At 67.7% G+C, this 21,026-nt stretch carries 21 protein-coding genes and 1 riboswitch; of the genes, 8 read left to right on the top strand and 13 right to left on the bottom strand.

From position 1 onward, the window contains the following. Positions 1-47 precede the first annotated feature (47 nt). From IEW85_RS10125 to IEW85_RS10105, 5 genes are all read left to right on the top strand, one after another. On the top strand, positions 48-1,004 hold the full coding sequence (locus IEW85_RS10125; protein ID WP_188685316.1) for an aminodeoxychorismate lyase: 957 nt from the start codon (positions 48-50) through the stop codon (positions 1,002-1,004). Between the two features lie 142 nt (positions 1,005-1,146). Continuing rightward, positions 1,147-1,956, top strand: coding sequence for a carbon-nitrogen hydrolase family protein (locus tag IEW85_RS10120; RefSeq protein ID WP_188685314.1), 810 nt, complete (start codon positions 1,147-1,149; stop codon positions 1,954-1,956). 433 nt (positions 1,957-2,389) lie between these two features. After that, positions 2,390-2,494, top strand: a riboswitch (TPP riboswitch). 77 nt (positions 2,495-2,571) lie between these two features. Continuing rightward, positions 2,572-3,417 (top strand): 3-oxoacyl-ACP reductase, encoded by an 846-nt coding sequence (locus tag IEW85_RS10115; RefSeq protein WP_188685312.1) that lies wholly within the window; start codon positions 2,572-2,574, stop codon positions 3,415-3,417. Continuing rightward, positions 3,414-4,754, top strand: coding sequence for an LLM class flavin-dependent oxidoreductase (locus tag IEW85_RS10110; protein WP_188685309.1), 1,341 nt, complete (start codon positions 3,414-3,416; stop codon positions 4,752-4,754). The genes IEW85_RS10115 and IEW85_RS10110 overlap by 4 nt, the downstream gene beginning before the upstream one ends. A 72-nt stretch (positions 4,755-4,826) precedes the next feature. Then, a complete protein-coding gene (locus tag IEW85_RS10105; protein WP_188685308.1) occupies positions 4,827-5,093 on the top strand; it encodes a DUF4235 domain-containing protein in 267 nt (88 codons plus the stop codon). A 22-nt stretch (positions 5,094-5,115) separates the two neighbouring features. Here IEW85_RS10105 and mnhG read toward each other — a convergent pair whose 3' ends face one another. From mnhG to IEW85_RS10075, 6 genes are read right to left on the bottom strand one after another with little or no spacing between them, the layout of a single operon-like run. Further along, positions 5,116-5,499 carry a monovalent cation/H(+) antiporter subunit G gene (mnhG, locus tag IEW85_RS10100; RefSeq protein WP_188685307.1) on the bottom strand — a complete coding sequence of 128 codons (384 nt, stop codon included), beginning with the start codon at positions 5,497-5,499 and terminating at the stop codon, positions 5,116-5,118. Continuing rightward, positions 5,499-6,035 (bottom strand): MrpF/PhaF family protein, encoded by a 537-nt coding sequence (locus IEW85_RS10095; protein WP_229658950.1) that lies wholly within the window; start codon positions 6,033-6,035, stop codon positions 5,499-5,501. Before IEW85_RS10095 ends, mnhG begins: the two co-directional genes overlap by 1 nt. Further along, positions 6,028-6,645, bottom strand: a complete 618-nt coding sequence (locus IEW85_RS10090; protein ID WP_188685306.1) for a Na+/H+ antiporter subunit E — start codon at positions 6,643-6,645, stop codon at positions 6,028-6,030. Before IEW85_RS10090 ends, IEW85_RS10095 begins: the two co-directional genes overlap by 8 nt. Next, positions 6,645-8,399 carry a Na+/H+ antiporter subunit D gene (locus tag IEW85_RS10085; RefSeq protein ID WP_188685305.1) on the bottom strand — a complete coding sequence of 585 codons (1,755 nt, stop codon included), beginning with the start codon at positions 8,397-8,399 and terminating at the stop codon, positions 6,645-6,647. Before IEW85_RS10085 ends, IEW85_RS10090 begins: the two co-directional genes overlap by 1 nt. After that, positions 8,380-8,850, bottom strand: a complete 471-nt coding sequence (locus tag IEW85_RS10080; protein WP_188685304.1) for a Na(+)/H(+) antiporter subunit C — start codon at positions 8,848-8,850, stop codon at positions 8,380-8,382. The genes IEW85_RS10085 and IEW85_RS10080 overlap by 20 nt, the downstream gene beginning before the upstream one ends. Further along, positions 8,850-11,900, bottom strand: coding sequence for a Na+/H+ antiporter subunit A (locus IEW85_RS10075; RefSeq protein WP_188685303.1), 3,051 nt, complete (start codon positions 11,898-11,900; stop codon positions 8,850-8,852). The genes IEW85_RS10080 and IEW85_RS10075 overlap by 1 nt, the downstream gene beginning before the upstream one ends. An 87-nt stretch (positions 11,901-11,987) precedes the next feature. On the opposite strand from IEW85_RS10075, the gene IEW85_RS10070 reads away from it, so the two are divergent. Then, positions 11,988-13,397: an MFS transporter gene (locus tag IEW85_RS10070; RefSeq protein WP_188685301.1), complete on the top strand. Its 1,410-nt coding sequence runs from the start codon at positions 11,988-11,990 to the stop codon at positions 13,395-13,397. Positions 13,398-13,495: 98 nt separating this feature from the next. Here IEW85_RS10070 and IEW85_RS10065 read toward each other — a convergent pair whose 3' ends face one another. Next, positions 13,496-14,320 (bottom strand): putative endonuclease domain-containing protein, encoded by an 825-nt coding sequence (locus tag IEW85_RS10065; protein WP_229658949.1) that lies wholly within the window; start codon positions 14,318-14,320, stop codon positions 13,496-13,498. A 291-nt stretch (positions 14,321-14,611) separates the two neighbouring features. Continuing rightward, entirely contained in the window at positions 14,612-15,193 is a 582-nt protein-coding gene (gene dcd, locus IEW85_RS10060; protein ID WP_188685297.1) for a dCTP deaminase, read from the bottom strand. Positions 15,194-15,359: 166 nt separating this feature from the next. On the opposite strand from dcd, the gene IEW85_RS10055 reads away from it, so the two are divergent. Beyond that, positions 15,360-15,785, top strand: a complete 426-nt coding sequence (locus IEW85_RS10055; protein ID WP_188685295.1) for an SseB family protein — start codon at positions 15,360-15,362, stop codon at positions 15,783-15,785. 137 nt (positions 15,786-15,922) lie between these two features. Here IEW85_RS10055 and phnE read toward each other — a convergent pair whose 3' ends face one another. Genes phnE through IEW85_RS10040 form a run of 3 tightly spaced genes read right to left on the bottom strand, consistent with a single transcriptional unit; the run spans position 15,923 to position 18,511 of the window. Next, positions 15,923-16,816 carry a phosphonate ABC transporter, permease protein PhnE gene (gene phnE / locus IEW85_RS10050; protein WP_188685293.1) on the bottom strand — a complete coding sequence of 298 codons (894 nt, stop codon included), beginning with the start codon at positions 16,814-16,816 and terminating at the stop codon, positions 15,923-15,925. Beyond that, entirely contained in the window at positions 16,806-17,579 is a 774-nt protein-coding gene (phnC, locus tag IEW85_RS10045; RefSeq protein WP_188685291.1) for a phosphonate ABC transporter ATP-binding protein, read from the bottom strand. Before phnC ends, phnE begins: the two co-directional genes overlap by 11 nt. Beyond that, positions 17,576-18,511: a PhnD/SsuA/transferrin family substrate-binding protein gene (locus IEW85_RS10040; protein WP_188685289.1), complete on the bottom strand. Its 936-nt coding sequence runs from the start codon at positions 18,509-18,511 to the stop codon at positions 17,576-17,578. The genes phnC and IEW85_RS10040 overlap by 4 nt, the downstream gene beginning before the upstream one ends. A gap of 218 nt (positions 18,512-18,729) precedes the next feature. Here IEW85_RS10040 and IEW85_RS10035 point away from each other — a divergent pair, with 218 nt between their 5' ends. Continuing rightward, on the top strand, positions 18,730-19,689 hold the full coding sequence (locus tag IEW85_RS10035) for an AEC family transporter (RefSeq protein ID WP_188685287.1): 960 nt from the start codon (positions 18,730-18,732) through the stop codon (positions 19,687-19,689). A 180-nt stretch (positions 19,690-19,869) separates the two neighbouring features. On the opposite strand, the gene IEW85_RS10030 is transcribed toward IEW85_RS10035, so the two are convergent. Continuing rightward, positions 19,870-20,451 (bottom strand): hypothetical protein, encoded by a 582-nt coding sequence (locus tag IEW85_RS10030; protein WP_188685285.1) that lies wholly within the window; start codon positions 20,449-20,451, stop codon positions 19,870-19,872. A 114-nt stretch (positions 20,452-20,565) separates the two neighbouring features. After that, positions 20,566-20,859: a hypothetical protein gene (locus tag IEW85_RS10025; RefSeq protein WP_188685283.1), complete on the bottom strand. Its 294-nt coding sequence runs from the start codon at positions 20,857-20,859 to the stop codon at positions 20,566-20,568. Positions 20,860-21,026: the final 167 nt, after the last annotated feature.

Raw genomic sequence — 21,026 nt, 5'->3', positions numbered from 1 at the left:
TGGGGACACGGAGCGGCGCAGGCCCGGCATGGCCTAAGCTGGTAGGTATGGCCGAGCACTTCCGTGAGGACTCCGTTGCCGCCGTCGCCGTGCGGATCGACGTCGAGCACCCGCAGGGCATGATCTTCGATCCCCATCAGCCGCAGCTGCGCGTGGACGACCTCGGGGCCGTCCGCGGGGACGGGATCTTCGAGACGATGAACGCCGTGGACGGCGAGGTCCGGAAGTTCCAGGCCCATGTCGACCGCCTGGCCCGCTCCGCCGAGCTCACCGGCATCGGCATCCCACCGACCGAGTCCTGGCGGGCCGCCGTGGACCTGGGCATCGAGGAGTACCGCACCCGCGGCGTGCTGCCCGAGGAGCTCTCCATCCGCCTGGTGGCCACCCGCGGCGTGGACGGGGAGCCGGCCTCCGACGACCCGGCCTTCGCCGGCACCTACTGGACCCTGCTGACGCCCATCTCCCCGGAGATGCGCGCCGACCGCGGCAAGCCCATCGCCGTGACCCTGCTGGACCGCGGCTACGACGCCCGCGCCGCCGAGCGCGCCCCCTGGCTGCTGCTGGGCGCGAAGACGCTGAGCTACGCGGTCAACATGGCCGCGCTGCGCCATGCAAAGGCCACCGGCTTCGACGACGTCATCTTCACCTCCTCCGACGGCAAGGTCCTGGAGGGCCCTACCTCCACGGTGCTGCTGGTGCACCGGGGCGAAGACGGCCAGCCGCCGCGGCTGACCACCCCGGAGCTGGAGACCGGCATCCTTCCCGGCACCACCCAGGGTGCCATCTTCGCCGCCGCGGCCGAGGCCGGCTGGGAGCTGGGCTACGGCCCGCTCACCCCGGAGGAGCTCTACGACGCCGACCACGTGTGGCTCTGCTCCTCGCTGCGCCACGCCACCCCGGTGGCGCGGATCGAGGACCGCGAGCTCGAGGTGGACCAGGAGCTCACCGAGAAGCTCACCTCCTTCCTGAAGCAGGACCTGCCGGTCAATCACCCGCTGAACTGAGCGGCGTCGGGCTGCGCGCCGGGCCGGTGCGCGGGCGCGTGCTGGTCGGAGTGCGCAGCTGGGTGCGCGGCCGGCGTCGGGCGCTTGGATTTTGGGCGACTGACCCTCCCCCGCCCCAGGTCAGCGGGAGTACGCTGAGAATATGCGTATCGCCGCCGCACAGATCGTCACAGGTCCGGACACCCACGAGAACCTCCGCCAGGTGGAGAGGTGGACCGAGCTCGCAGCCGCCGAGGGCGCGCGGGTGGTGGTCTTCCCCGAGGCCACGCAGCGAGCGTTCGGGCATCCCCTGACCCCCATCGCCGAGCCGACCCACGGCCCCTGGGCCTCCGCGGTCAAGGAGATCGCAGAGCTCAACGGCGTCACCGTGGTGGCCGGCATGTTCACGCCTGCCTCCCCCAGCGAAGCGGGCCGCGACCGGGTGACCAACACGCTGATCGCCGTCGGAGGCGGAGTCCACTCCTCCTACGACAAGGTCCACCTCTACGACGCCTTCGGCTTCAAGGAATCCAAGACCGTCCAGGCCGGGGACGAGATCGTCCAGTTCGAGGTGGACGGCGTGAAGCTGGGCCTGGCGACCTGCTACGACATCCGCTTCCCCAACCTCTTCACCGCCCACGCCCGCGCCGGTGCGGTGGCCACACTGCTGTCGGCCTCCTGGGGCGCAGGCCCCGGCAAGGTGGGGCAGTGGGAGCTGCTGGCCCGGGCCCGAGCCCTGGACTCCACGCAGTACATCGTGGCCTGCGGGCAGGGCCTGCCCAGCGCATCCGGAGTGGAGGCAGCGGCGAAGGCGCCCACCGGCGTCGGGCACTCGATGGTCGTGGCGCCCAGCGGCAAGGTCATCGCCCAGGCCGGCGAGTCCCCGCAGCTGATCACCGCGGACCTGGACCCGGATACCGTGGAGCGCACCCAGCGCCTGATCCCCGTCCTCGCCAACGCCCGCGAGCTCTGAGGACTGAGGGCGGGGCCGGCCGTCAGGGAACTTTCCTTCCCCGCAGGTAGGGCCCACCCACCAGTTGTGCGGGCAGTTTGAAGCGTTATCCGGCCAGGGTTCGGCGTCAAAACGTGTCAAAGTGCCCACACAACGGGGAACTCTCATCCCTGCCCCAGTCCAGAGAATCCGGTGTGGCTGTGTCGGCGCGGCCTCCCTCATCGTCTCGGTGCCTGAGGTGTGATCAGATACGCGCGTAATTCCTGCCGAATTGGCCTGAGTTCCGCGCGTATCTGATCACACCACGCACACAGGCCAGACTGACGGCACCTCTCCCCTCGTCCATCGGCACAGATGAGTCGGCAGACCGGCGCGGACCCGACCCATAGGTGCCAATCGACGGGACTTACGGAGCCGGGCAATTGAGTGTTCTGCACCACTCGTGGTGGGATGGTGCTGTGACACGGGGTGCCCCGTCCGGTGAGGACCGGGGCTGAGATGACACCCGTCGAACCTGATCCAGTTAGCACTGGCGAAGGGAATGTCCGGCCCTGCCGCACCCGCGAGGCTCCTGCCCGCGGATCAGCGCATCGCCGCACGGGCTGCCTTCGCCTCCGAACAGAGAGGCATGAGCGCATGACCGCTTCGAACCCGACCCCCGACGCCGGCCCAGCCGCCGGCGCCCCCACCTCCAGCACCAGCCCCACCTCCAGCACCGCCCCGCCCCTGTCCGAACAGATCGTGCTGGTCACCGGAGGGGCCCGCGGGCTCGGCGCCGCGATCACCCGGGCCTTCCTCGCCCAGGGTGCCCGTGTGGTGATCAACTACCGCTCCTCCGCCGAGGCCGCCCAGGCCCTGGCCGCCGAACACCCTGACCGCACCCTGGCCCTGCAGGCCGATGTCCGAGACCGCAGCGCCGTAGAGTCCCTGGTCAGCACCGCCGCCAAGCATTTCGGCGCCCCGATCACCACTGTGGTCAACAACGCCCTGGTGGACTTCGTCTTCAACGGCGATGCCCGCTCCCACGCCGAGGACATCACCTACGATGAGCTCTCCGGGCAGTTCGAGGGCTCGGTGAAGGGCGCGCTCAACATCATCCAGGCCGCCCGGCAGGGCATGGCCGAGGCCGGGGTCGGGCGAGTGATCAGCATCGGCACCAATCTGTTCCAGCACCCGGTGGTGCCGTATCACGACTACACCGCCGCCAAGGCCGCCCTGCTCTCGCTGACCAGGACCTTCGCCGATGATCTGGGGCCCTCCGGCATCACGGTCAACATGGTCTCGGGCGGGCTGCTGCAGACCACCGACGCCTCCGCGGCCACGCCTGAGGCCGTCTTCGAGGGGATCGCCGCCGGAACTCCGCTGCGCACGGTGACCACCCCCGAGCAGCTGGCCGATGCGGTGCTGTTCTTCGCCTCGCCGTGGGCACGCGGGGTCACGGGACAGAACCTGATCGTCGACGGCGGGCTGGTGAAGGGATGACCGGCACACCCTCCGCACAGACCGCCCCCAAGCAGGCCCACTTCAACCTGTTCATGCACGGGGTGGGGCACCACTCGGCCGCCTGGCGCGCCCCGGACTCTCACGCCGAGCGGCTGCGCTCGGTGGAGTACTATCAGGAGCTCGCGCAGATCGCCGAGCGCGGGAAGCTCGACGCCGTCTTCTTCGCCGACGGGCACTCCACCTCCATCACCGCAGTGGAGGACGGCCCACTGTGGCACCTGGAGCCGCTGACCCTGCTCTCCTCCCTGGCTCAAGCCACTGAGCGGATCGGCCTGGTCAGCACGGTCTCGGCCACCTTCTTCACGCCCTTCCACGCCGCCCGCATGCTGGCCAGCCTGGATCACATCTCCGGCGGGCGCATCGGCTGGAACGTGGTCACCTCCATGTTCGACGCCGAGGCCCAGAACCACGGCATGGCCCAGATGCCCGAGCACGCGGTGCGCTACGCCCGGGCCGAGGAGTTCGTGGATGTGGTGCTGCGGCTGTGGGAGTCCTGGCCGGCGTCGTCGATCCTCATCGAGCGCGAGCACCGCACCGACGAAGCCGACGCCCCCGGCCGCTATGCGGACGGCACCCAGCTGAGCGAGCTGAACCACGACGGCGAGCACTTCAGCGTGCGCGGCCCGCTGAACGTGCCCAGCCCGCCTCAGGGCCGTCCGGTGCTGTTCCAGGCCGGCGCCTCGGAACAGGGCCGTACCCTGGCCGCCCGCCGGGCGGAGGGCATCTACGCCGTGGCCTATGACCTGGCCGCCGGGCAGGAGTACCGGGGTGATGTGCGGCGCCGGATAGCCGGCGTCGGGCGTGACCCGGATGCGGTGGCGATCATGCCAGGGCTGGTGACCTATGTGGGCTCCACGATGGAGGAGGCCCGCGCCAAGCAGCGCGCCCTGGACGAGCTGCTGCCGGTGGAGAGCTCGCTGCGTCAGCTCAGCGTGTTCGTGGGGCAGGACGCCTCGGGCTGGGCGCTGGATGCCCCTGTGCCGGAGCTGCCGCCGTTGGAGGAGTTCACCGGGCCCAAGGGCCGCTACGCCACCATCCTGCGGATCGTGGAGACCGAGCGGCCCACCGTCCGGCAGCTGCTGGGCCGGTTGGCCGCCGGCGGCGGCCACTGCACCATGGTGGGCACACCGGAGTCCATCGCCGATGAGATCGAGCGCTGGCTGGACGAGGGCGGCGCCGACGGGTTCAACCTGATGCCGCCCTCGCTGCCCTACGGCGTGGAGGACTTCGTGGAGCAGGTGATCCCGGAGCTGCAGCGCCGCGGCCGCTTCCGGACGGACTATGAGGGGACCACGCTGCGCGAACACCTGAGCTGATGTTCGCTGAAGCGCGCTCCGCTAGGCTGGTGCCGGAAACAACGGCGCTGATCAGAGCATGGAGGTATCACGATGGACAAGATCATGGACAAGCTGCTGACCACGGGCATCGCGTTCGGCGGAGGCTTCGTGGCCACCAAGGTCTTCGAGACAGTCTGGAAGCAGGTCACCGGTGACGAGGACACTCCCAAGGGCGACGACGACGAGAACATCTCGCTGCAGAAGGCGCTGGTCTTCTCCGTCACCTCCGCCGCCATCTCCGCAGGTGTGCAGGTCCTCTCGCAGCGCGGCGCCAAGTCCGCGGTGAACAAGCTCAAAACGAATAGGACCGAAGTCTGACCCCACCGAAGGGGCGGCAGGCTCAGCGGTCGACTTCGCGCCGGCTGCCCGGGTCGCGGCTGACCCGGTCGACTGTTGCGGCGAGCTCATCTGCGGTCAGCAGGTCGGCGCGCATGTGCTTGGTTCGGTATCCGGCCCGGCCCACCACATGTGCGCTGACCGGCGCCGTGAGCAGCATCAGCCCCCAGGCCAACAGCGTGACCGCCACCGAGGCCCAGCTGCGCCAGGTGATCGCCGCGGCCAGCAGCAGCATCAGCAGACCCAACACCTGGGGTTTGGTGGCCGCATGCATCCGAGAGTGCAGGTCCGGGAAGCGCACCAGCCCGATGCCGGCGGCCAGGGACATCAGTCCGCCGATCACCAGGAACACAGCGGCGACGCCGTCGAGCACAGCATCCAGTTCCATCAGCGCTCTCCCTTCGGTCGCTCAGACGGCCCCTCAGCAGAACCTCCGCCGGAGCCTCCGGGACCCTGACCAGAAGAGCCAGACTCCGAGTCCTTACCCCGTTTGGGCACGAATCCGGACTTCGCCAACGCGGTGAACCAAGACGTCGACTCGTCCTCCTGCTGCGGCAGCGCAGTCATCACCGGTGCATCGGCCCCATTCTTCGGGGCCTCCGGCTCCGGGACACCCATCCCGGCGGCCTGAGCCTCCCGCTCGGCTGCACGTTCGGCGTCCTCCGGCTTGCGCGCCACCACATAGCGGGCGATGGCCACAGCCCCCAGGAAGCCGATCACCGAGGTGACCAGCACGAACACGATGAAGTCCTGGTGGTCGCTGCGCACCATCTCCACCAGCATCACCGAGGCCACGATCACCAGGATCACGTCCACACTGATGACGCGATCCAGCACCGACGGCCCCTTATAGACCCGGTACACCGCGCAGAGCGCACCCGCGGCCAGCAGCACCTGGGTGATCCAGACAGCCGTCTCAAGCATCGGCAGCCCCCTCACGCGCCCGGATCGGCGCATCGCGCTCAGTCTTGGAGAATCCGCTGACCCGACCCAGACGCCGCTCGGCCCGCACCACGGCCAGGTCCGAGGGGTTCCCGCAGGTGCGGATCAGCAGCGCCTCCGTGCGCAGCGCGTCCTGGCGGATCCGCTCCGCCCCCTGGTCATCGGTGACCGCCAGGCAGTGCAGGTACAGCGTCGCCGTCGTGCGGTCCACGTCCAGGACCAGCGATCCGGGCACCAGGGTCAGGGCGTGGCCCACCAGGGTCACCATGAGGTCGTCGTGGGAGCGCATCTGCACCGAGACGATCCGGTTGCGCACTGTGGGCCCGCGGCGCAGGACCACCCAGGAGACCTGGAAGGAGGCCGCCACCATCTTGGCCAGGAAGCGCACCGTGAAGATCAGACCCCAGAACACGTTGATGCGGCCGGTCCCGCGCAGCGGCGGCAGGTAGAAGATCCGCACAATGATGGTCGCGTAGACCAGGCCGATGATGAACGTGCCCAGGTCGAACTGCTGCCACAGGGCCATCCAGACAAAGGCCAGGAAGGCGATCAGCGGAAGCTCGAGCTTCAGCGGCGTCTTGGGCCTCTTCATCAGTCACCGCCTCCTTCCACAGGCTCGCCCTCATCGCCGGAGGTCGAATGCCGGGTGTCTTCGAGGTTCTCCCTGTCCTCCGGCTCCAGTCCGGTGCGCACCGGTGCGTGATCCTCCACGCCGGCGTCGCCGGTGTCCAGATCCACCAGCAGGTCCTCGGTGAACTCGGTGAGCTCATCGCGGACCCCGTCCACACGCTCCTCACCCAGGACAGCGTCGAGATAGGGTGTGCGCTCGTACATGTCATAGGCCGCGGCCCGGGAGAACTGCATCAGCGGTCCGGCGAAGACGGTGAAGGCCACCGACATCGCCACCAGGGCGGCGGTGGGAGCAACCATGTTCATCGGCAGCAGGCGCTTATTGGCGGCGCGCGCGTGAGTCAGCGTCTTGGACAGCAGCAGCTTATCCGGCTCCTCGGCGTCCTCGCCCTTGCGCCAGAAGCCGCGGGCCCAGATCCGCGCCACGGCCATCAGCGTCAGCAGCGAGGTCACCACAGAGGCGATGACCAGGGTCCAGGTGATCCAGGTGTTCTCAGCGATGCCGCCCTGCATCATGCCCAGCTTGCCCACAAAACCGGAGAACGGCGGGATGCCGGCCAGGTTCATCGCCGGGATGAAGAAGAGGATGGCCAGCACCGGGGAGATCTTGGCCAGACCCCCCAGCCGGTCAACGTTGGAGCTGCCGGACCGGCGTTCGATCAGGCCGGTGACCAGGAACAGCGTGGTCTGAATGGTGATGTGGTGGGCGACGTAGTAGATCGTGGCCGACATCCCCACGATCGAGCTCAGCGCCAGCCCGAACACCAGATAACCGATATGGCTGATCAGGGTGAAGGAGAGCATACGTTTGATGTCGGCCTGGGCCAGCGCGCCCAGGATGCCGACGATCATGGTGAGACCCGCCACGATCATCAGCGCGGTATTGATCCGTTCGCCAGGGAAGAGCAGGGTCTCGGTGCGGATCATCGCGTAGATGCCCACCTTGGTCAGCAGACCGGCGAAGACGGCAGTCACCGGGGCCGGCGCCGTGGGGTAGGAGTCGGGCAGCCAGAAGGCCAGCGGGAAGACGGCCGCCTTGATGCCGAAGGCCACCAGCAGCAGCACATGCAGCATCAGCTGAGTTCCATGTTCCAGCTCGCTCAGACGCAGTGCCAGATCTGCCAGGTTCACCGTACCCGTCGCCGCGTAGATCAGCCCGATGGTGATCAGGAAGAGCATCGAGGAGATGATCGAGACCACCACATAGGTGACCCCGGCGCGGATCCTCTGCTCCCCTCCCCCGAGGGTCAGCAGCACATACGACGCCGTCAGGAAGATCTCGAAGCCGACGTACATGTTGAACAGGTCTCCGGCCAGGAAGGCGTTGGAGACACCGGCCACCAGGATCAGGTACGTGGGGTAGAAGATGGAGACCGGGCCGGAGTCGTTCTTCTCCTCGGCCGCGCCCTGGCCCACGGCGTAGAGCAGCACAGCCAGGGTGATGATGGAGGAGACCACCAGCATCAGCGCGGCGAACCGATCGATCACCATAGAGATGCCGAAGGGCGCGGGCCATCCGGCCAGGTGCACTGCGTGGGCCCCGGTGTGCCAGATCTCGGTCAGCAGCGCGATCTCCAGGATCACCGTGATGATCAGGGTGCCCAACGTGATGGACTTCTGCACCGACTGGTTCCGGTAGAAGGCGAAGGCGAAGCCGGCCCCGAAGAAGGGCAGGAGCACCGCCAGCGGCACGAACTCAACGAGATTCGTCTCCACGGTCCTCCCCTCCTTCCTTCAGCGTCATCTGCTCGTCTTCGATGAACTCGGAGGTCTCGGTCTCGACCTCAGCGTCCTCCTCCGGGTCGTAGTCCGGCTTGGCGGCCACGCGGCGGTCTTCCTCGTCATCGGTGACCTCGTCCTGACGCGCGAGCACCCAGGAGCGGTAGATCAGCGCGAGCACAAAGCTGACCAGGGCGAAGGCGATCACGATGGCAGTCAGCAGCAGGGCCTGCGGCAGCGGGTCGAAGTACTCTTCGGGCTCAGCCCCGTCAGTGACCAGCGGCGCCAGCCCGGCACGACCGGCAGTCTGGAGCAGGAGCAGGTTCACGCCGTTGGAGATCAGGATGATGCCCAGCAGCACGCGGGTGAGCGAACGCTCCAGCAGCAGATAGATCCCGACGGCGAGCATCACACCCATCACGATCAGCAGGGTCAGATTGATGGTCATCAGCGCGCCACCCCCAGTGTGGTCTGCGAGTGGACGTCGTGACCCTGAGTACGGCTGGCGCTGATGCTGCGGCGTCGGTTCTCCTCTTCGCTGCGCACGTCGATCTCAGAGCCGAGGCTGCGAAGGATGTCCAGGATCAGGCCGATGACCACCAGGTAGACGCCGACGTCGAAGAGCACCGAGGAGACCAGGTGGTGCTCGCCCAGCACCGGCAGGTCCAGGTCCACGATGAAGCTCTGGAAGGCCTGTCCGCCGGCGAAGAGCGGCAGGACACCGGTGAAGCAGGCCACGGCGAGGCCCCAACCCATGAGCGCCCCGGCGGAGAAGCGCACGGCAGCCTCCAGCTCATAGCGCCCGCCGGCCAGGTAGCGCAGGACCAGGGCCAATCCGGCCAGCAGGCCTCCTGCGAAGCCGCCGCCGGGGCTGTTGTGCCCGGCCAGCAGCAGGTACACCGAGAGCAGGATGATCGCATGGAACATCAGCCGGGTGACCACTTCGAAGATGATGGAACGGTGTTCGGGGGCCAGGGTCCGTCCTGCCACCAGCCAGGCCTCGCGGGCCACTGTGGCGAAGGAGCGGGCCACCTGGATCTCGCGGACCTGGCGCGAGGTCAGGGCGCTGTCGGGCATGATCCGGCCCACGGAGCCGGTGGGGACCTCGTGCAGCTCGCGGCGTTGGACGTCTCGCCGCTTGACGAAGATCAGACTGGCCACGCCGGTGGCCGCGGCGGCCAGCACGGTGATCTCCCCGAAGGTGTCCCAGACGCGGATGTCCACCAAGGTGACGTTGACGATGTTGGCACCGTGGCCGACGTCGTAGCTCATCCACGGATACTCGACGGACACCGGATCCGCAGTGCGGGAGTCCATGGAGATCGCGACTGCGATCATCGCCACCACGCCGAAGGCCACACCCAGCAGAGCGCGGCCGAACTTGAACTTGGCCGGGTTCTGGGTCCAGATGCCGGCTGGCAGGGTGCGCAGCGCCAGCACGAAGACCACCAGGATGATGGACTCCACCAGCAGCAGCGTCAGCGCCAGGTCCGGGGAGCCCTGCAGAGCGAAGAGCCCGGCGATCCCCCAGCCGCAGAGGCTGACCATCAGCACCGCCATGAAGCGTTTGGGCGCCCAGATCGCCCCCAGCCCGCCGGCGATGACCACAGCTCCCAACACAACCTGCAGCGGCTGCTCATAGGCGATCACCGACTCCGGCACCGTGTGCTCGGTGAAGAGCACCACCGACAGCGGGACCACAGTGGCCACGGCCAGGATGATGAACAGGTAGTAGCCCAGCGAGCCGCGCTGGGTGCGGGCGGTCAGCCAGACGGCGAACCAGTCCACAAAGCGCACTGTGTTGCGGTAGCCGCGCTCGGAGTCCACCAGGGCAGGAACACGGGCCTGCACGGCGCTGACCCTCACGCGCAGCAGGAACGTCCCCAGGCCCAGCAGCCAGGTCAGCACGGAGAGCCCCAGCACCGGGGTCAGCCCATGCCACAGCGCCAGATAGGTGGAGTCTGTGCCCGGCTCGGCGGGCTCGAAGCGTCCGGCGAAGGGTTCGATCAGCGCCTGCAGACCCGCCGGGTAGAGCGCAAGGACCACAGTCAGCAGGGCCAGCACCGCCGGGGCCGCCAGGAAGGTGGCGCTGACCCGACCGTGGAAGGTGGTGTCGGCCAGACGCTGACCCTCATAGGTCTTGGTGGCGAAGGCGCCCCACAGGAACCGGGCGCTGTAGGCCACGGTCAGCGCGGAGGCCAGCACGACGCCGACCAGCACCGTCCACCCCAGCACGGAGCCTTCGGCCCCGGTCACCTCGGCATAGGCGTAGAAGGATTCGAGCACGACCTCCTTGGCCACGAAGCCGAAGAGCGGCGGCAGCCCCGCCATGGACGCCGTGGAGATCAGCGCCACCCAGAACAGCGGCTTCTGATGGCGAACCAGTCCGGAGAGGACCCGCAGATCGCGGGTGCCGGATTCGTGGTCGATGATGCCGACCACCATGAACAGTGAGGCCTTGAACAGCCCGTGAGCCAGCAGCATGGCCAAGCCCGCCAGGGCGGCGTCCTGGGTGCCCAGGCCGTTGACCATGATGAGGAAGCCCAGCTGGGAGACCGTGCCGTAGGCCAGCACAAGCTTGATGTCGGTCTGACGCAGCGCCCGGTAGGCGCCCACCAGCATGGTCAGCAGACCGAAGCCCAGCACGATCGGCAACCAGTAGGTGGTCTCCCAGTAGCCGGGGGCGAACCGGGCCACCAGGTAGACGCCCGCCTTCACCATGGCGGCGGCGTGCAGATAGGCGGAGACCGGCGTCGGGGCTGCCATGGCGGCCGGAAGCCAGAAGTGGAACGGGACCAGTGCGGACTTGCTGAGTGCGCCCACAAGGATCAGCAGCACGGCGATGTCCACCGCCGTGGGGTGGATGCTCATCAGTTCGGGGGCGGCGTCGAGGATCTCGGAGAGGCGGTAGGAGCCGGCCAGCTCACCCATCCACAGCAGGCCCACCAGCATGGCCAGGCCGCCGAAGGTGGTGACGATCAGCGCCTGGATGGCCGAGCGGCGGGCGAAGATGCGGTGCGCCGAGTAACCGATCAGCAGGAAGGACAGGATGGTGGTGAGCTCCCAGAAGATGAAGAGCATCACCAGGTCGTCGCTGAGCACCAGGCCCAGCATGGCGGCAGCGAAGGCGAAGAGCTCAGCGGCGAAGGGCCCGACGTTGCGGTCCTTATGGCCGAAGTAGCGGGCGCAGTAGAGCATGACCAGCGCGCCCACACCGGTGATCAGCAGGGAGAGCGCCAAGCTGAGGGCATCCATCCGGAAGGCCAGCTCCGCGCCCAGCTGCGGGATCCACTCGAAGACCTCCTCCGGCGGGGCGTTGGGCTGGCCGGGAGCGGCCGCCTGGGAGGAGTTCAGGACGGCTGGCACATAGCTCAGCACCCAGATGAATCCTGCACCGAGGACGGCGGCCAGGACGAAGAAGGTCTTCCGGCCGATCCTGCTGTGAAGGAAGGGGACGACGACGCTCACCGCGAACAGCGCAGCGAGCACGACGAGCATCCGCGACCCCTTCTGTGAATAGCAAAGACCAGAACATCCCGCGCGGGGATTCCCCCTATGTTAACAACCTGAGACTACGATGCGCACATGAGCACAGGTGAGGCCGACCACTCGACAGAGGCAAGGAGCGTCCAGCCTCTGAACAAGAAGGTCATCACGGCCTGGAGCCTCTGGAGCTGGGGCAACTCCACGGTCAGCGCGGTGATGACAACCTTCGTCTTCGGCACCTACCTGACCTCCGGAGTCTTCGATCTGCCCGGAACCCCTGAGGCGGAGTCCGGGGACCGGGGCTCGCAGCACCTTGCCGTGGCCACTGCACTGGCGGGCGCCGTCGTCGCGCTCACCGCTCCGGTGATCGGTCAGCGCACCGACAAGGCAGGACGACGCCGGCTCTGGCTCACGGTCAACACGGTGATGGTGCTGATCATGGTGGCCGCCTGCTTCTTCGTCCGCCCGGAGGAAGGCTTCCTGCTGCTGGGCGTGACGCTGATGGCGCTGATGGGGATCTTCGATGAGTTCGCGAACCTGAACTACAACGCGATGATCACCGACATCTCCGATCACGAGCGGATGGGCCGGGTCTCCGGCATCGGCTGGGGCGCCGGCTATATGGGCGGGATCGTCCTGCTGCTGATCTGCTACGTGGCGCTGATCGAGGGCGATCTGCTGGGCATCGGCACCGATGACGCCATCAACATCCGCACGGTGGCCGTGGTGGCGGCTGTCTGGCATCTGGTCTTCGCCCTGCCGCTGCTGCTGACCAAGGTGCCCACCGCGGATCAGGACCAGATGGAGGAGAAGGTCTCGGTGGTGGAGTCCTATCGCAGGCTCTTCCGCGTGATCTCCGGGCTGTGGCGCCGGGACCGCAACACTCTGTGGTTCCTGATCTCCTCGGCGGTCTACCGCGACGGGCTCTCGGCGATCTTCACCTGGGGTGCGGTGCTGGGCGTGCATGTCTACCGGATCGAGGACCATGAGATCCCCTTCACCGAGATCGCCGGCTCCGTGCTGCTCTTCGGCATCGCCGGCAATGTGGTGGCCGCTGTGGGCGCGGCGGTGGGCGGCTGGTTCGACGATCGGATGGGCCCGCGCGCGGTGATCAGCTTCAGCCTGAGCTCCATGCTGGGCACGGCGGTGATCATGTGGTTCCTGGTGGAGGAGCGCCAGGTCCTGGGGATCTCGATGTCCCCGGTGGAGGCGTTCTGGCTGTTCGGACTGCTGCTGTGCCTGTTCGTGGGGCCGGCGCAGGCTTCCTCGCGTGCGTTCCTGGGCCGGCTGGCCCCACCGGATAAGGCTGGTGAGCTCTTCGGGCTCTACGCCACGGCGGGCCGCGGGTTCAGCTTCCTGACCCCGGCGCTGATCGGCCTGCTGATCTGGGCCTTCGGCGGGCAGATCATGGCGATCCCGGGCATCATCCTGGTCCTCGGCGTGGGCCTGGGACTGCTGCTGGGCCTGGTGCGCAGCCCGCAGGGCCCGGCGCAGATGCAGGCCGGGTGAGGGGCGCGGTACGGGTAGCAGGGTTTGATCAGATACGCGCGGAACTCCGGCCGATTCTGGCAAAATGACGACACTATCTGATCAAACCTTGGCAGGGATCAGCGCGCTTCCAATGCCCTGCGCACCTCGAGCGTTGTGCGGCGGAAGCCCTCGCGGGCGTCCTCGTCGTAATAGCGCAGGACCGTCCACCCGCGGCTGCTGAAGTGCCGGTCCACCCGCCGGTCCTGCTTGGCGCGGTCGACGTCGAAGTGGACCCGGCCGTCGTACTGGAGGGCCAGCTTCTGCCGCACGTATGCGGCGTCGGCCTGTGGGGAACGCGGGTTCTGCGGGTCGGCAGGGACCTGCAGCTCAGGTTCGGGCAGCCCGGCGCGGATCAGGGCCAGCCGCATCCGCGTCTCCGGGGCGGAGTCAGCGCCCACCCTGACCTGGTTCAGGGCCGCGGACGCCACAGGGTGCCCATGGACGTTGCGGTGGGCATCCAAGGAGGCGGCGAGCGCCTCGATGCTGCTGTAGGGGCTGCGACGAGACTCGTAGTGGGGCCGCGGCCGGCGGACCAGAGCGTCACCCAGGGCGATCAGCTCATCGACCCGCAGCACGGTGGCGCACTCGAGGAACATCTGCTCTGCGCTGCTGACCGGCAATTGTCCCACGGTACGGAGCTCGCCGGGGTGGACAGTGGCTCGGTGGGGCCTGACTCCCTCACGGCGCACCGGGGCTGTGTCTCTCGGCGTGCTGATATGCAGGTCCATCTCAACACGGCGCGGCAGCGGAAGGCGGAGAAGCTGAGCCACAGTGGTGTGGGAGGCCCAGGAGCCAGGGTGGTCCGCGGTGACTCCCAGTGCCCGCATCCGCAGACGCTCGCGGGGATTCAGTCCGTCGGCGGTGTGCCGCAGAAGGAAGACGCCAGACCCCAGCGGCGTCATGTCGTCCCGTCTCAGCCGCCGTGTGGGGACCCCATGGCGGCGGAGCAGGGCGGCCGTCAGAGGCCAGGCCGTCCAATGCCGAGGGAAGCGGGGCGGCAGGACGCATCCCCTCATCCTGCCCGGAAACCCACGACACCGTCCGGCGTTATCCACAGGCCCAGGTGAAGGGGCCGGCGTCTAGGCGGTGGAGTTTGATCAGATACGCGCGGAACTCGGGCCGATTTCGCCAGAATAACGGCACTATCTGATCAAACCTCGGCGGGGACGGCAGCCAGCCCTCCCCGCCCCGCCTCACTCCTGGATGACGGTGCGGTGGAAGTTCTCATGGGAGCGCGACGCCGTCGGACCCCGCTGCCCCTGGTACCGCGACTGGTGCGTCTGGGAGCCATAGCCGTACTCCGCCGCCGAGCTCAGCCGGAAGAAGCACAGCTGGCCGATCTTGGAGCCGGGCCACAGCTTGATGGGCAGCGTGGCCATATTCGACAGCTCCAGGGTCACCTGCCCGGAGAAGCCCGGGTCGATGAAGCCGGCGGTGGAGTGGGTCAGCAGCCCCAGCCGGCCCAATGAGGACTTGCCCTCCAGGCGCGCGGCGACGTCGTCAGGCAGAGTCACGGCCTCGTAGGTCGCCCCGAGCACGAACTCCCCGGGGTGCAGCACGAAAGGCTCCTCCGGATCCACCTCCACCAGGCGAGTCAGATCGGGCTGCTCCACGGACGGGTCGATGTGGGCGTACTTATGGTTGTCGAACAGCCGGAACATCCTCTCCAGGCGCACGTCCACGGAGGAGGGCTGGATCATGGACGGCTCGAACGGGTCCAGCTGGATGCGGCCGGCGTCGAGCTCTGCACGGATGTCTCTGTCAGAAAGCAGCACGGGCTCCACGATATTGCATCAGGACGCCTCACGAGTGGGTCCGGTGCAGTTCACGATGCCGACCAGGCCGGTCCGCCACGCCGCCCGGGACAGATATTTTCCGCTGAGGGCCGAGTCCGGTCAGCTCGTATTGCATTCTGCGGTGCAGACGTGATCGCGTGGAGTGATGACTGAGAACCAGACCCCGCAGTCCGAAGAGCTTCCCTCCCTGGAGCAGGTCCTGATCGCCGGCAAGGACGGCCAGGCCCAGCCTGCAGATGTGGTGCGCGCCTTCCTGACCAACACCGTCTTCTTCCTGACCCCCAACGAGGTCAGCGACGAGACCAGCACTGTGAACCCCCTGACCGTCCAGGACCAGGAGGGCAACCCGCTGATCGCGCTGTTCAGCACCCAGGAGCAGTTCCCCGCCGAGTACCTGGAGCAGGCCCCGCACGCTGTGGATGCCCCCGGCGTGGCCGTGGTGCAGTCCATCACCGGCGTCGGCGTGATCATCGATCCGGGCGCCGAGCACGGCTTCCAGATCTCCGCTGAGGGTGTGGAGCGCATCCGCACCGACTTCTTGGAGGCCGCCGCTGAGGCTGAGCAGGAGTAAGTCTCCCTCACCCCTGAGACTCGAGCGGGGTCTCCGCCCTCTTCCGCCGATCACCGGCGTGAGGGTGGAGACCCCGCTCAATTCGTCTCTGCGGGGAAGCTCCCCGCTCCCCCAGACCGCCCCTAGATGCACTTCCCCTACACCGCGCGGGTCAGCTGGTCCGCGCCCAGCATCCTGCGCCGGACCATGGAGGAGAGCTGCTCGGCCAGCAGCACCACGGCCAGGATCATCAGGATTATCAACAAGGCTGTGTCGAACTGTCTGACGTTGAAGGCGGTGGTCAACTCCCCGCCGATGCCGCCGGCACCCACCATGCCCAGCACTGTGGCCCCGCGTATGGACTTCTCCACACAGTAGAGGCTGGTGGCGGTGAAGGAGGCGAAGGCCGCCGGGAGCACAGCATCCACGACGACGGCGATCCCTCCTGCACCGGTGGAGCGCAGGGCGTCGATTGGGCCGCGTTCGACCTCCTCGATGCGTTCGGCGAAGAACCGCCCCGCAAAGCCGAGAACGTCCACGGCGATGGCCAGGATGCCGGCCAGCGGGCCCAGGCCCACGGCCATCACAAAGATGAGCGCCCACACCAGGTCCGGGATGGCGCGCAGCGTGGTCAGCACAAACCGCATGGCATAGGCCAGCGGCAGGAACGGCGTGGTGTTCTGCGCGGCCAGCAGAGCGGCGGGAACAGAGAGCACGACGCCGATCACGGTGCCGATCAGCGCGATCTCCACGGTCTCCAGCATGGCCTCGGACAGGGTGGAGAACCGTTCAGTGTTCGGCGGGATGGCCCCGGTGACGAAGTCCCAGATGTTCTCCGGGCCGCGCAGCAGCCGGGCGTAGTCGATGTCCATCCGGTAGAGCCCGTGCAGGGCCAGGCCCAGGACGACCGCCAGGATCACCAGGGTGCTGGCCCGCGGGCGCTGCAGCCGCGGCGGCGGTGCCGGGAGGTGGACTGCCGAGGACTGCACGTGGGGTGTGCTCTGGTACCCATGGGCGCCGTGGGCCGAGCTCTGAGAGGTCTCAGAGCGCATGGAGCACCTCATCCTCTGCGGTGTAGAGCCCCTCGAGCTCCTCCTCGGCCACGCGGGACATGTGGGTGTCCATATCGATCTGGCCGTCGCGCAGGGCCACCACGCGGCTGCCGTAGTCGCGGGCGATCTCCAGCTGGTGCAGCGTGCAGATCAGGGTCAGGCCCTGCTCCTCGGTGACCTCCCAGAGCAGGTCCATCACGGCACGGCCGGCGCGGGGGTCCAGGGCTGCCACGGGCTCGTCGGCCAGGACCACGCGGGGCTGCTGCATGAGCATGCGGGCGATGGCGACGCGCTGCTGCTGTCCGCCGGAGAGCTGCTCGACCCGGCGTCCGGCCACATGGGCCAGGCCCACACGCTCCAGAGCCTCCATGGCTTCCTCACGCTGCTCGCTGCGAGCACTGCAGGCGAACCAGTTCCGGGAGGAGCTCACCCGGCCCAGCGAGCCGTGGATGACGTTGGTCAGCACGCTGAGCTCGCGGACCAGGTTGATCTTCTGGAAGACCACGCCCACATCCTTGCGCAGCGCGCTGATCTCGCGCTTGCGCGCGGTGCACACCTCGGTGCCCAGGACCTCCACAGTTCCCGACGTCGGCCGGACCAGTTTGGTCAGGCACTTCTGCAGTGTGGATTTCCCGGATCCGTTGGCGCCCAGCAGCACCACGGTCTCACCGGCGGTGACCTGCAGGTCCACGCCGCTCAGCGCGCGGGTGCCGTTGGGGAACTCCTTGACCAGGCCGCGGACGTCGATGACGGGCGTGCTCATGCCTCGTCCTCATCCGGCATCTCGGCGTAGTCGTCGAAGCCGGCGGCCTCGAAGGCGCGGCGGACCGGGTCGTAGTCGGGGTCCTCGGCGTCGACGAACTCGGAGTTCAGGTACTTGTCGTTCTCGCCGGTGGAGACGATGGCCTCCAGCAGGACGTCCTGGTTGTCGATGAGCTGCTCCTCGAGGAAGTCGGCGCACTCCTGGCCGAGCCCCTCGCGGGCGACGAAGAGATCGTTGGGCAGGTCCGGACCCTCCTCCAGGACCTCGACCTCGCCCTCGCCGGCGATCTCGTCGATGGTCTCCTGATCGTCGATGCCGGTGCCCAGGGCGTCGCCGTCGCCGGCCGCGAAGGCCTCGATGTGGGTGTCGGAGAGCGGGGTGATCTCCACGTCGCCGGCGTCGGGGTCCAGTCCGGCAGAGTCGAGCATCTCCAGCGGGCCGAGGTGACCGGCGGTGGAGCCGACCTCCTTGGTGATCATCTGGCCGCTCTCGAGGTCCTCCACGGACTCGATGTCGGAGTCGGCGCGCACAAAGATGGCGGGCCGGTAGTTCTCACGGGTCACGCCCACCAGGGAGACGGCATCGGCCTCGGCCTGCAGGACCACGTACTCGGCGGGGCCGGTGAGCAGGACGTCGAGGTCGTCGTATTCCAGCGCTGTGGCCGCAGCGGTGCGGGAGGACATGGGCTGGAACTCGATCTCCAGGCCGGTGGCCTCCTCCAGGGCGACGCGGAAGTCTTCGAACTCCAGCTGCAGGACCTCCAGGCCCTCCACGCCGGTGTCGGAGAAGCGCAGCGGGTCTGTTCCACAGACTTCCTGGCCCTCACCGTCGGCGGCGGTGGCGTCGGCGTCGTCGCCGCAGGCGGCCAGTGCGAGCAGTGAGACGGCGGCCATTCCGGCCATAGTCCTGCTGCGGGCTGCGTGGAAGCGCATAGGTCAGATTCCCCCTCAAGGAATGGTGATGTGAGTGACAGCTGTCCACTCTTCTCGCTCAACGTGACCATTCGGCTTCAGCAGGATGAACCGCAGCCGAACTCCCGGTGACCCGGCGTGAGCCCCAGGTCAGCCCGGCAGGAGTAGGGTGGTGCCCGCGGTCGCAGCGTCAGGGATGTGAGACGGGCCGGGTTCCACAGTTGTGAGGAGGCATTTCTATGGGGGCGGTGCTCTCCGGGTTCAGCGTCATCTGGATCATCATCGCTGTGGGCTACCTGCTGGGCCGCTTCCGGGTGTTGGGCACCGATGCGCGGATCGTGCTGAGCCGCGTGGTGTTCTTCGTCGCCTCCCCCTGCCTGCTCTTCGTCACGATCTCGGCCGCCGATGTGCGCGACGTCCTCGGTCCGGCGTTCCTGATCGCAGCGATCACGGCGTTCGCCATGCTCATCGTCTACATGGTGCTGGCGCGGCTGCTCTTCCGGCGACGCAGCTTCTCGGAGCTGATGGTGGGCGGACAGGGCGCCTCCCAGGTGAACGCGGCCAATCTGGGCTTCCCCATCGCCGCCTATGTGCTGGGCGATGTGGCGCTGGCGGCACCGGTGATGGTGTTCCAGCTGACGATCTACCTGCCGCTGCTGGTGGCCACTCTGGACCAGTCCACGATGAAGGATCACGACGCCGACGCCGGCCCTGGTGCTCGGACCTCCACCTTCCGGCGCGTGGCGCAGACCGCGGGCAATCCGGTGATCATCGGGGCGCTGCTGGGCCTGCTGTTCTCCTGGCAGGGGTGGAGCTTCCCGGAGCCGATCCACAATTCGATCGAGATCCTCTCCGGGGCGGCGATCCCGCTGCTGTTGATCTCCTTCGGGCTGTCCCTGGTGGGGAACCGTCCGCTGGATCAGTCGGCCGGGCAGCGCAGGGATGTGCTGCTGGCGGTGATCGTGAAGCTGATCCTGCACCCGCTGCTGGCCTGGGCGGTGGCGGCGTTCCTGTTCGGACTGGACGGGCTGGCGCTGTACGCGGCGGTGGTGATGGCCTCGCTGCCCACGGCGCAGAACGTGCTGGTGACCGCGGTGCGGTATCAGACCGGCGAGCCGATGGTCCGCGACACCGTGCTGATCACCACGGTTCTCGCGATCCCCGCGATGATCGTTGTCGCGGTGCTGCTGGGGGTTTAGTGGTGGCGCGGGTGCGCGTGGGCGCGGCTGCGGGTGTGGTTGAGGCAGCGGGCGCGGCGGCCGGTTTGTCACCGGCTTATCGACATATCACCGAGAAATTTCACGGTGACAAGTCGATAGAGCGGTGACAGATGAGATGACGACGCCGACGGCTCGGCTGGGACGTGACGGGCAGCGAGCTCAGAGGTCCACGTCTTCCAGCTCATCCTGCAGGCCCTCGTCCACGCGATCGTCGATGACCTGCTGCAGAGACGGATCATCAGAACACGGGGTTCGGTAGATGACTTCGATGTCGTCGTCGTTCTCGCGCTGCTGGCGCACGATCAGGGACCGCCCTTCCTCGCTGGTGGCGGTGTAGTTCATGCGATCCCCGTCAGAGGCATCGTTGTTGACCGCCTCGTTAGGCGTGAACCCCAAGTTCCGCCCGAGGTCCTCTGCGTCAGAGTAGGCCTGCTCCGCGTCCAGGCCAGAGTACTCGAACACCACCTTGTGGCGGTGATAGCCCTCGGCGCAATCCGCGGCGGCAGTGGGCCGTCGGTTGTCCGCATAGTGTTCCCGCGACCATTCATCCACTTCAGAGTCACGGAACGTGTGATCCTCACCGAGGTACATGCTCATCGACTCGACGAAGATGTCCAGCTCATCAACCTGCTCGTCCTGGGTCTCACCGGGGCCAAGATCGATGCTCGGCTCCGGCTCCGTCTGGGTGCAGGCCGTCATCAGCAGTAACGGCACCGCGGCCAGCCCCGCCAGTCGCCTCATCGCTCGCCTCCGCTCGCTCCGTTCCAACACCACGACGCCGACGCTCCGCCGCGACCGGCCCGCTCACGTTCTGAAGTGCTCCCCGGAAACTCCGGCATCCAGACAGACCACAGGTCAGTCATCGTCGGGGTGCACGGGACCTCGGTAGGGCCCCTCGGATTCTTCGACCATCTCCTGGCTGACCGTGGACTGACATTCGTCCAGCTCGTCCCAGTCGATTTCGATTCCCCGATCTTCCAGGGCCTCAAGGATGGCATCTGTTCGTTCGCCGATGTCGTTGGGGTCGGTCAACGAGACGTCTACGATCACCGGCTCACCATCGGCTCGGGTGTCCCCGCTGGCCCAACTCGGCAGATCGGCGACCAGCTCATCGACGTCGAGGCCTTCATCCACCACAAGCTCGCGCACGTGTTCCACAATGCAGAAGTACGAACCGTGATAGGCGCCGGGGGCTGATGCAGGGATAGGTGACAACTGATCTGGCTAGCCGGTGGCTGGCCTGGAAGGATTGTCATCATGCCCAAGCCCTACCCCAAGGAGTTCCGCGACGATGTCGTCCGGCTTGCTCAGAACCG

It is taken from the genome of Nesterenkonia cremea (assembly GCF_014642675.1).
Classification (GTDB): Bacteria; Actinomycetota; Actinomycetes; order Actinomycetales; family Micrococcaceae; genus Nesterenkonia; species Nesterenkonia cremea.
This window is presented reverse-complemented; position numbering and strand designations above follow the sequence as displayed.

Excerpts from the sequence above, each read along its gene's own strand:
- IEW85_RS10035 (WP_188685287.1), top strand. The coding sequence starts at position 18,730 with ATGGGGGCGGTGCTCTCCGGGTTCAGCGTCATCTGGATCATCATCGCT.
- mnhG (WP_188685307.1), bottom strand. The coding sequence starts at position 5,499 with ATGGAACTGGATGCTGTGCTCGACGGCGTCGCCGCTGTGTTCCTGGTG.
- IEW85_RS10040 (WP_188685289.1), bottom strand. The coding sequence starts at position 18,511 with ATGCGCTTCCACGCAGCCCGCAGCAGGACTATGGCCGGAATGGCCGCC.
- IEW85_RS10120 (WP_188685314.1), top strand. The coding sequence starts at position 1,147 with ATGCGTATCGCCGCCGCACAGATCGTCACAGGTCCGGACACCCACGAG.
- IEW85_RS10095 (WP_229658950.1), bottom strand. The coding sequence starts at position 6,035 with ATGCTTGAGACGGCTGTCTGGATCACCCAGGTGCTGCTGGCCGCGGGT.
- IEW85_RS10090 (WP_188685306.1), bottom strand. The coding sequence starts at position 6,645 with ATGAAGAGGCCCAAGACGCCGCTGAAGCTCGAGCTTCCGCTGATCGCC.
- IEW85_RS10110 (WP_188685309.1), top strand. The coding sequence starts at position 3,414 with ATGACCGGCACACCCTCCGCACAGACCGCCCCCAAGCAGGCCCACTTC.
- IEW85_RS10105 (WP_188685308.1), top strand. The coding sequence starts at position 4,827 with ATGGACAAGATCATGGACAAGCTGCTGACCACGGGCATCGCGTTCGGC.
- IEW85_RS10075 (WP_188685303.1), bottom strand. The coding sequence starts at position 11,900 with ATGCTCGTCGTGCTCGCTGCGCTGTTCGCGGTGAGCGTCGTCGTCCCC.
- IEW85_RS10080 (WP_188685304.1), bottom strand. The coding sequence starts at position 8,850 with ATGACCATCAATCTGACCCTGCTGATCGTGATGGGTGTGATGCTCGCC.
- phnC (WP_188685291.1), bottom strand. The coding sequence starts at position 17,579 with ATGAGCACGCCCGTCATCGACGTCCGCGGCCTGGTCAAGGAGTTCCCC.
- IEW85_RS10065 (WP_229658949.1), bottom strand. The coding sequence starts at position 14,320 with ATGACGCCGCTGGGGTCTGGCGTCTTCCTTCTGCGGCACACCGCCGAC.
- IEW85_RS10115 (WP_188685312.1), top strand. The coding sequence starts at position 2,572 with ATGACCGCTTCGAACCCGACCCCCGACGCCGGCCCAGCCGCCGGCGCC.
- IEW85_RS10070 (WP_188685301.1), top strand. The coding sequence starts at position 11,988 with ATGAGCACAGGTGAGGCCGACCACTCGACAGAGGCAAGGAGCGTCCAG.
- IEW85_RS10125 (WP_188685316.1), top strand. The coding sequence starts at position 48 with ATGGCCGAGCACTTCCGTGAGGACTCCGTTGCCGCCGTCGCCGTGCGG.
- phnE (WP_188685293.1), bottom strand. The coding sequence starts at position 16,816 with ATGCGCTCTGAGACCTCTCAGAGCTCGGCCCACGGCGCCCATGGGTAC.
- IEW85_RS10055 (WP_188685295.1), top strand. The coding sequence starts at position 15,360 with ATGACTGAGAACCAGACCCCGCAGTCCGAAGAGCTTCCCTCCCTGGAG.
- IEW85_RS10030 (WP_188685285.1), bottom strand. The coding sequence starts at position 20,451 with ATGAGGCGACTGGCGGGGCTGGCCGCGGTGCCGTTACTGCTGATGACG.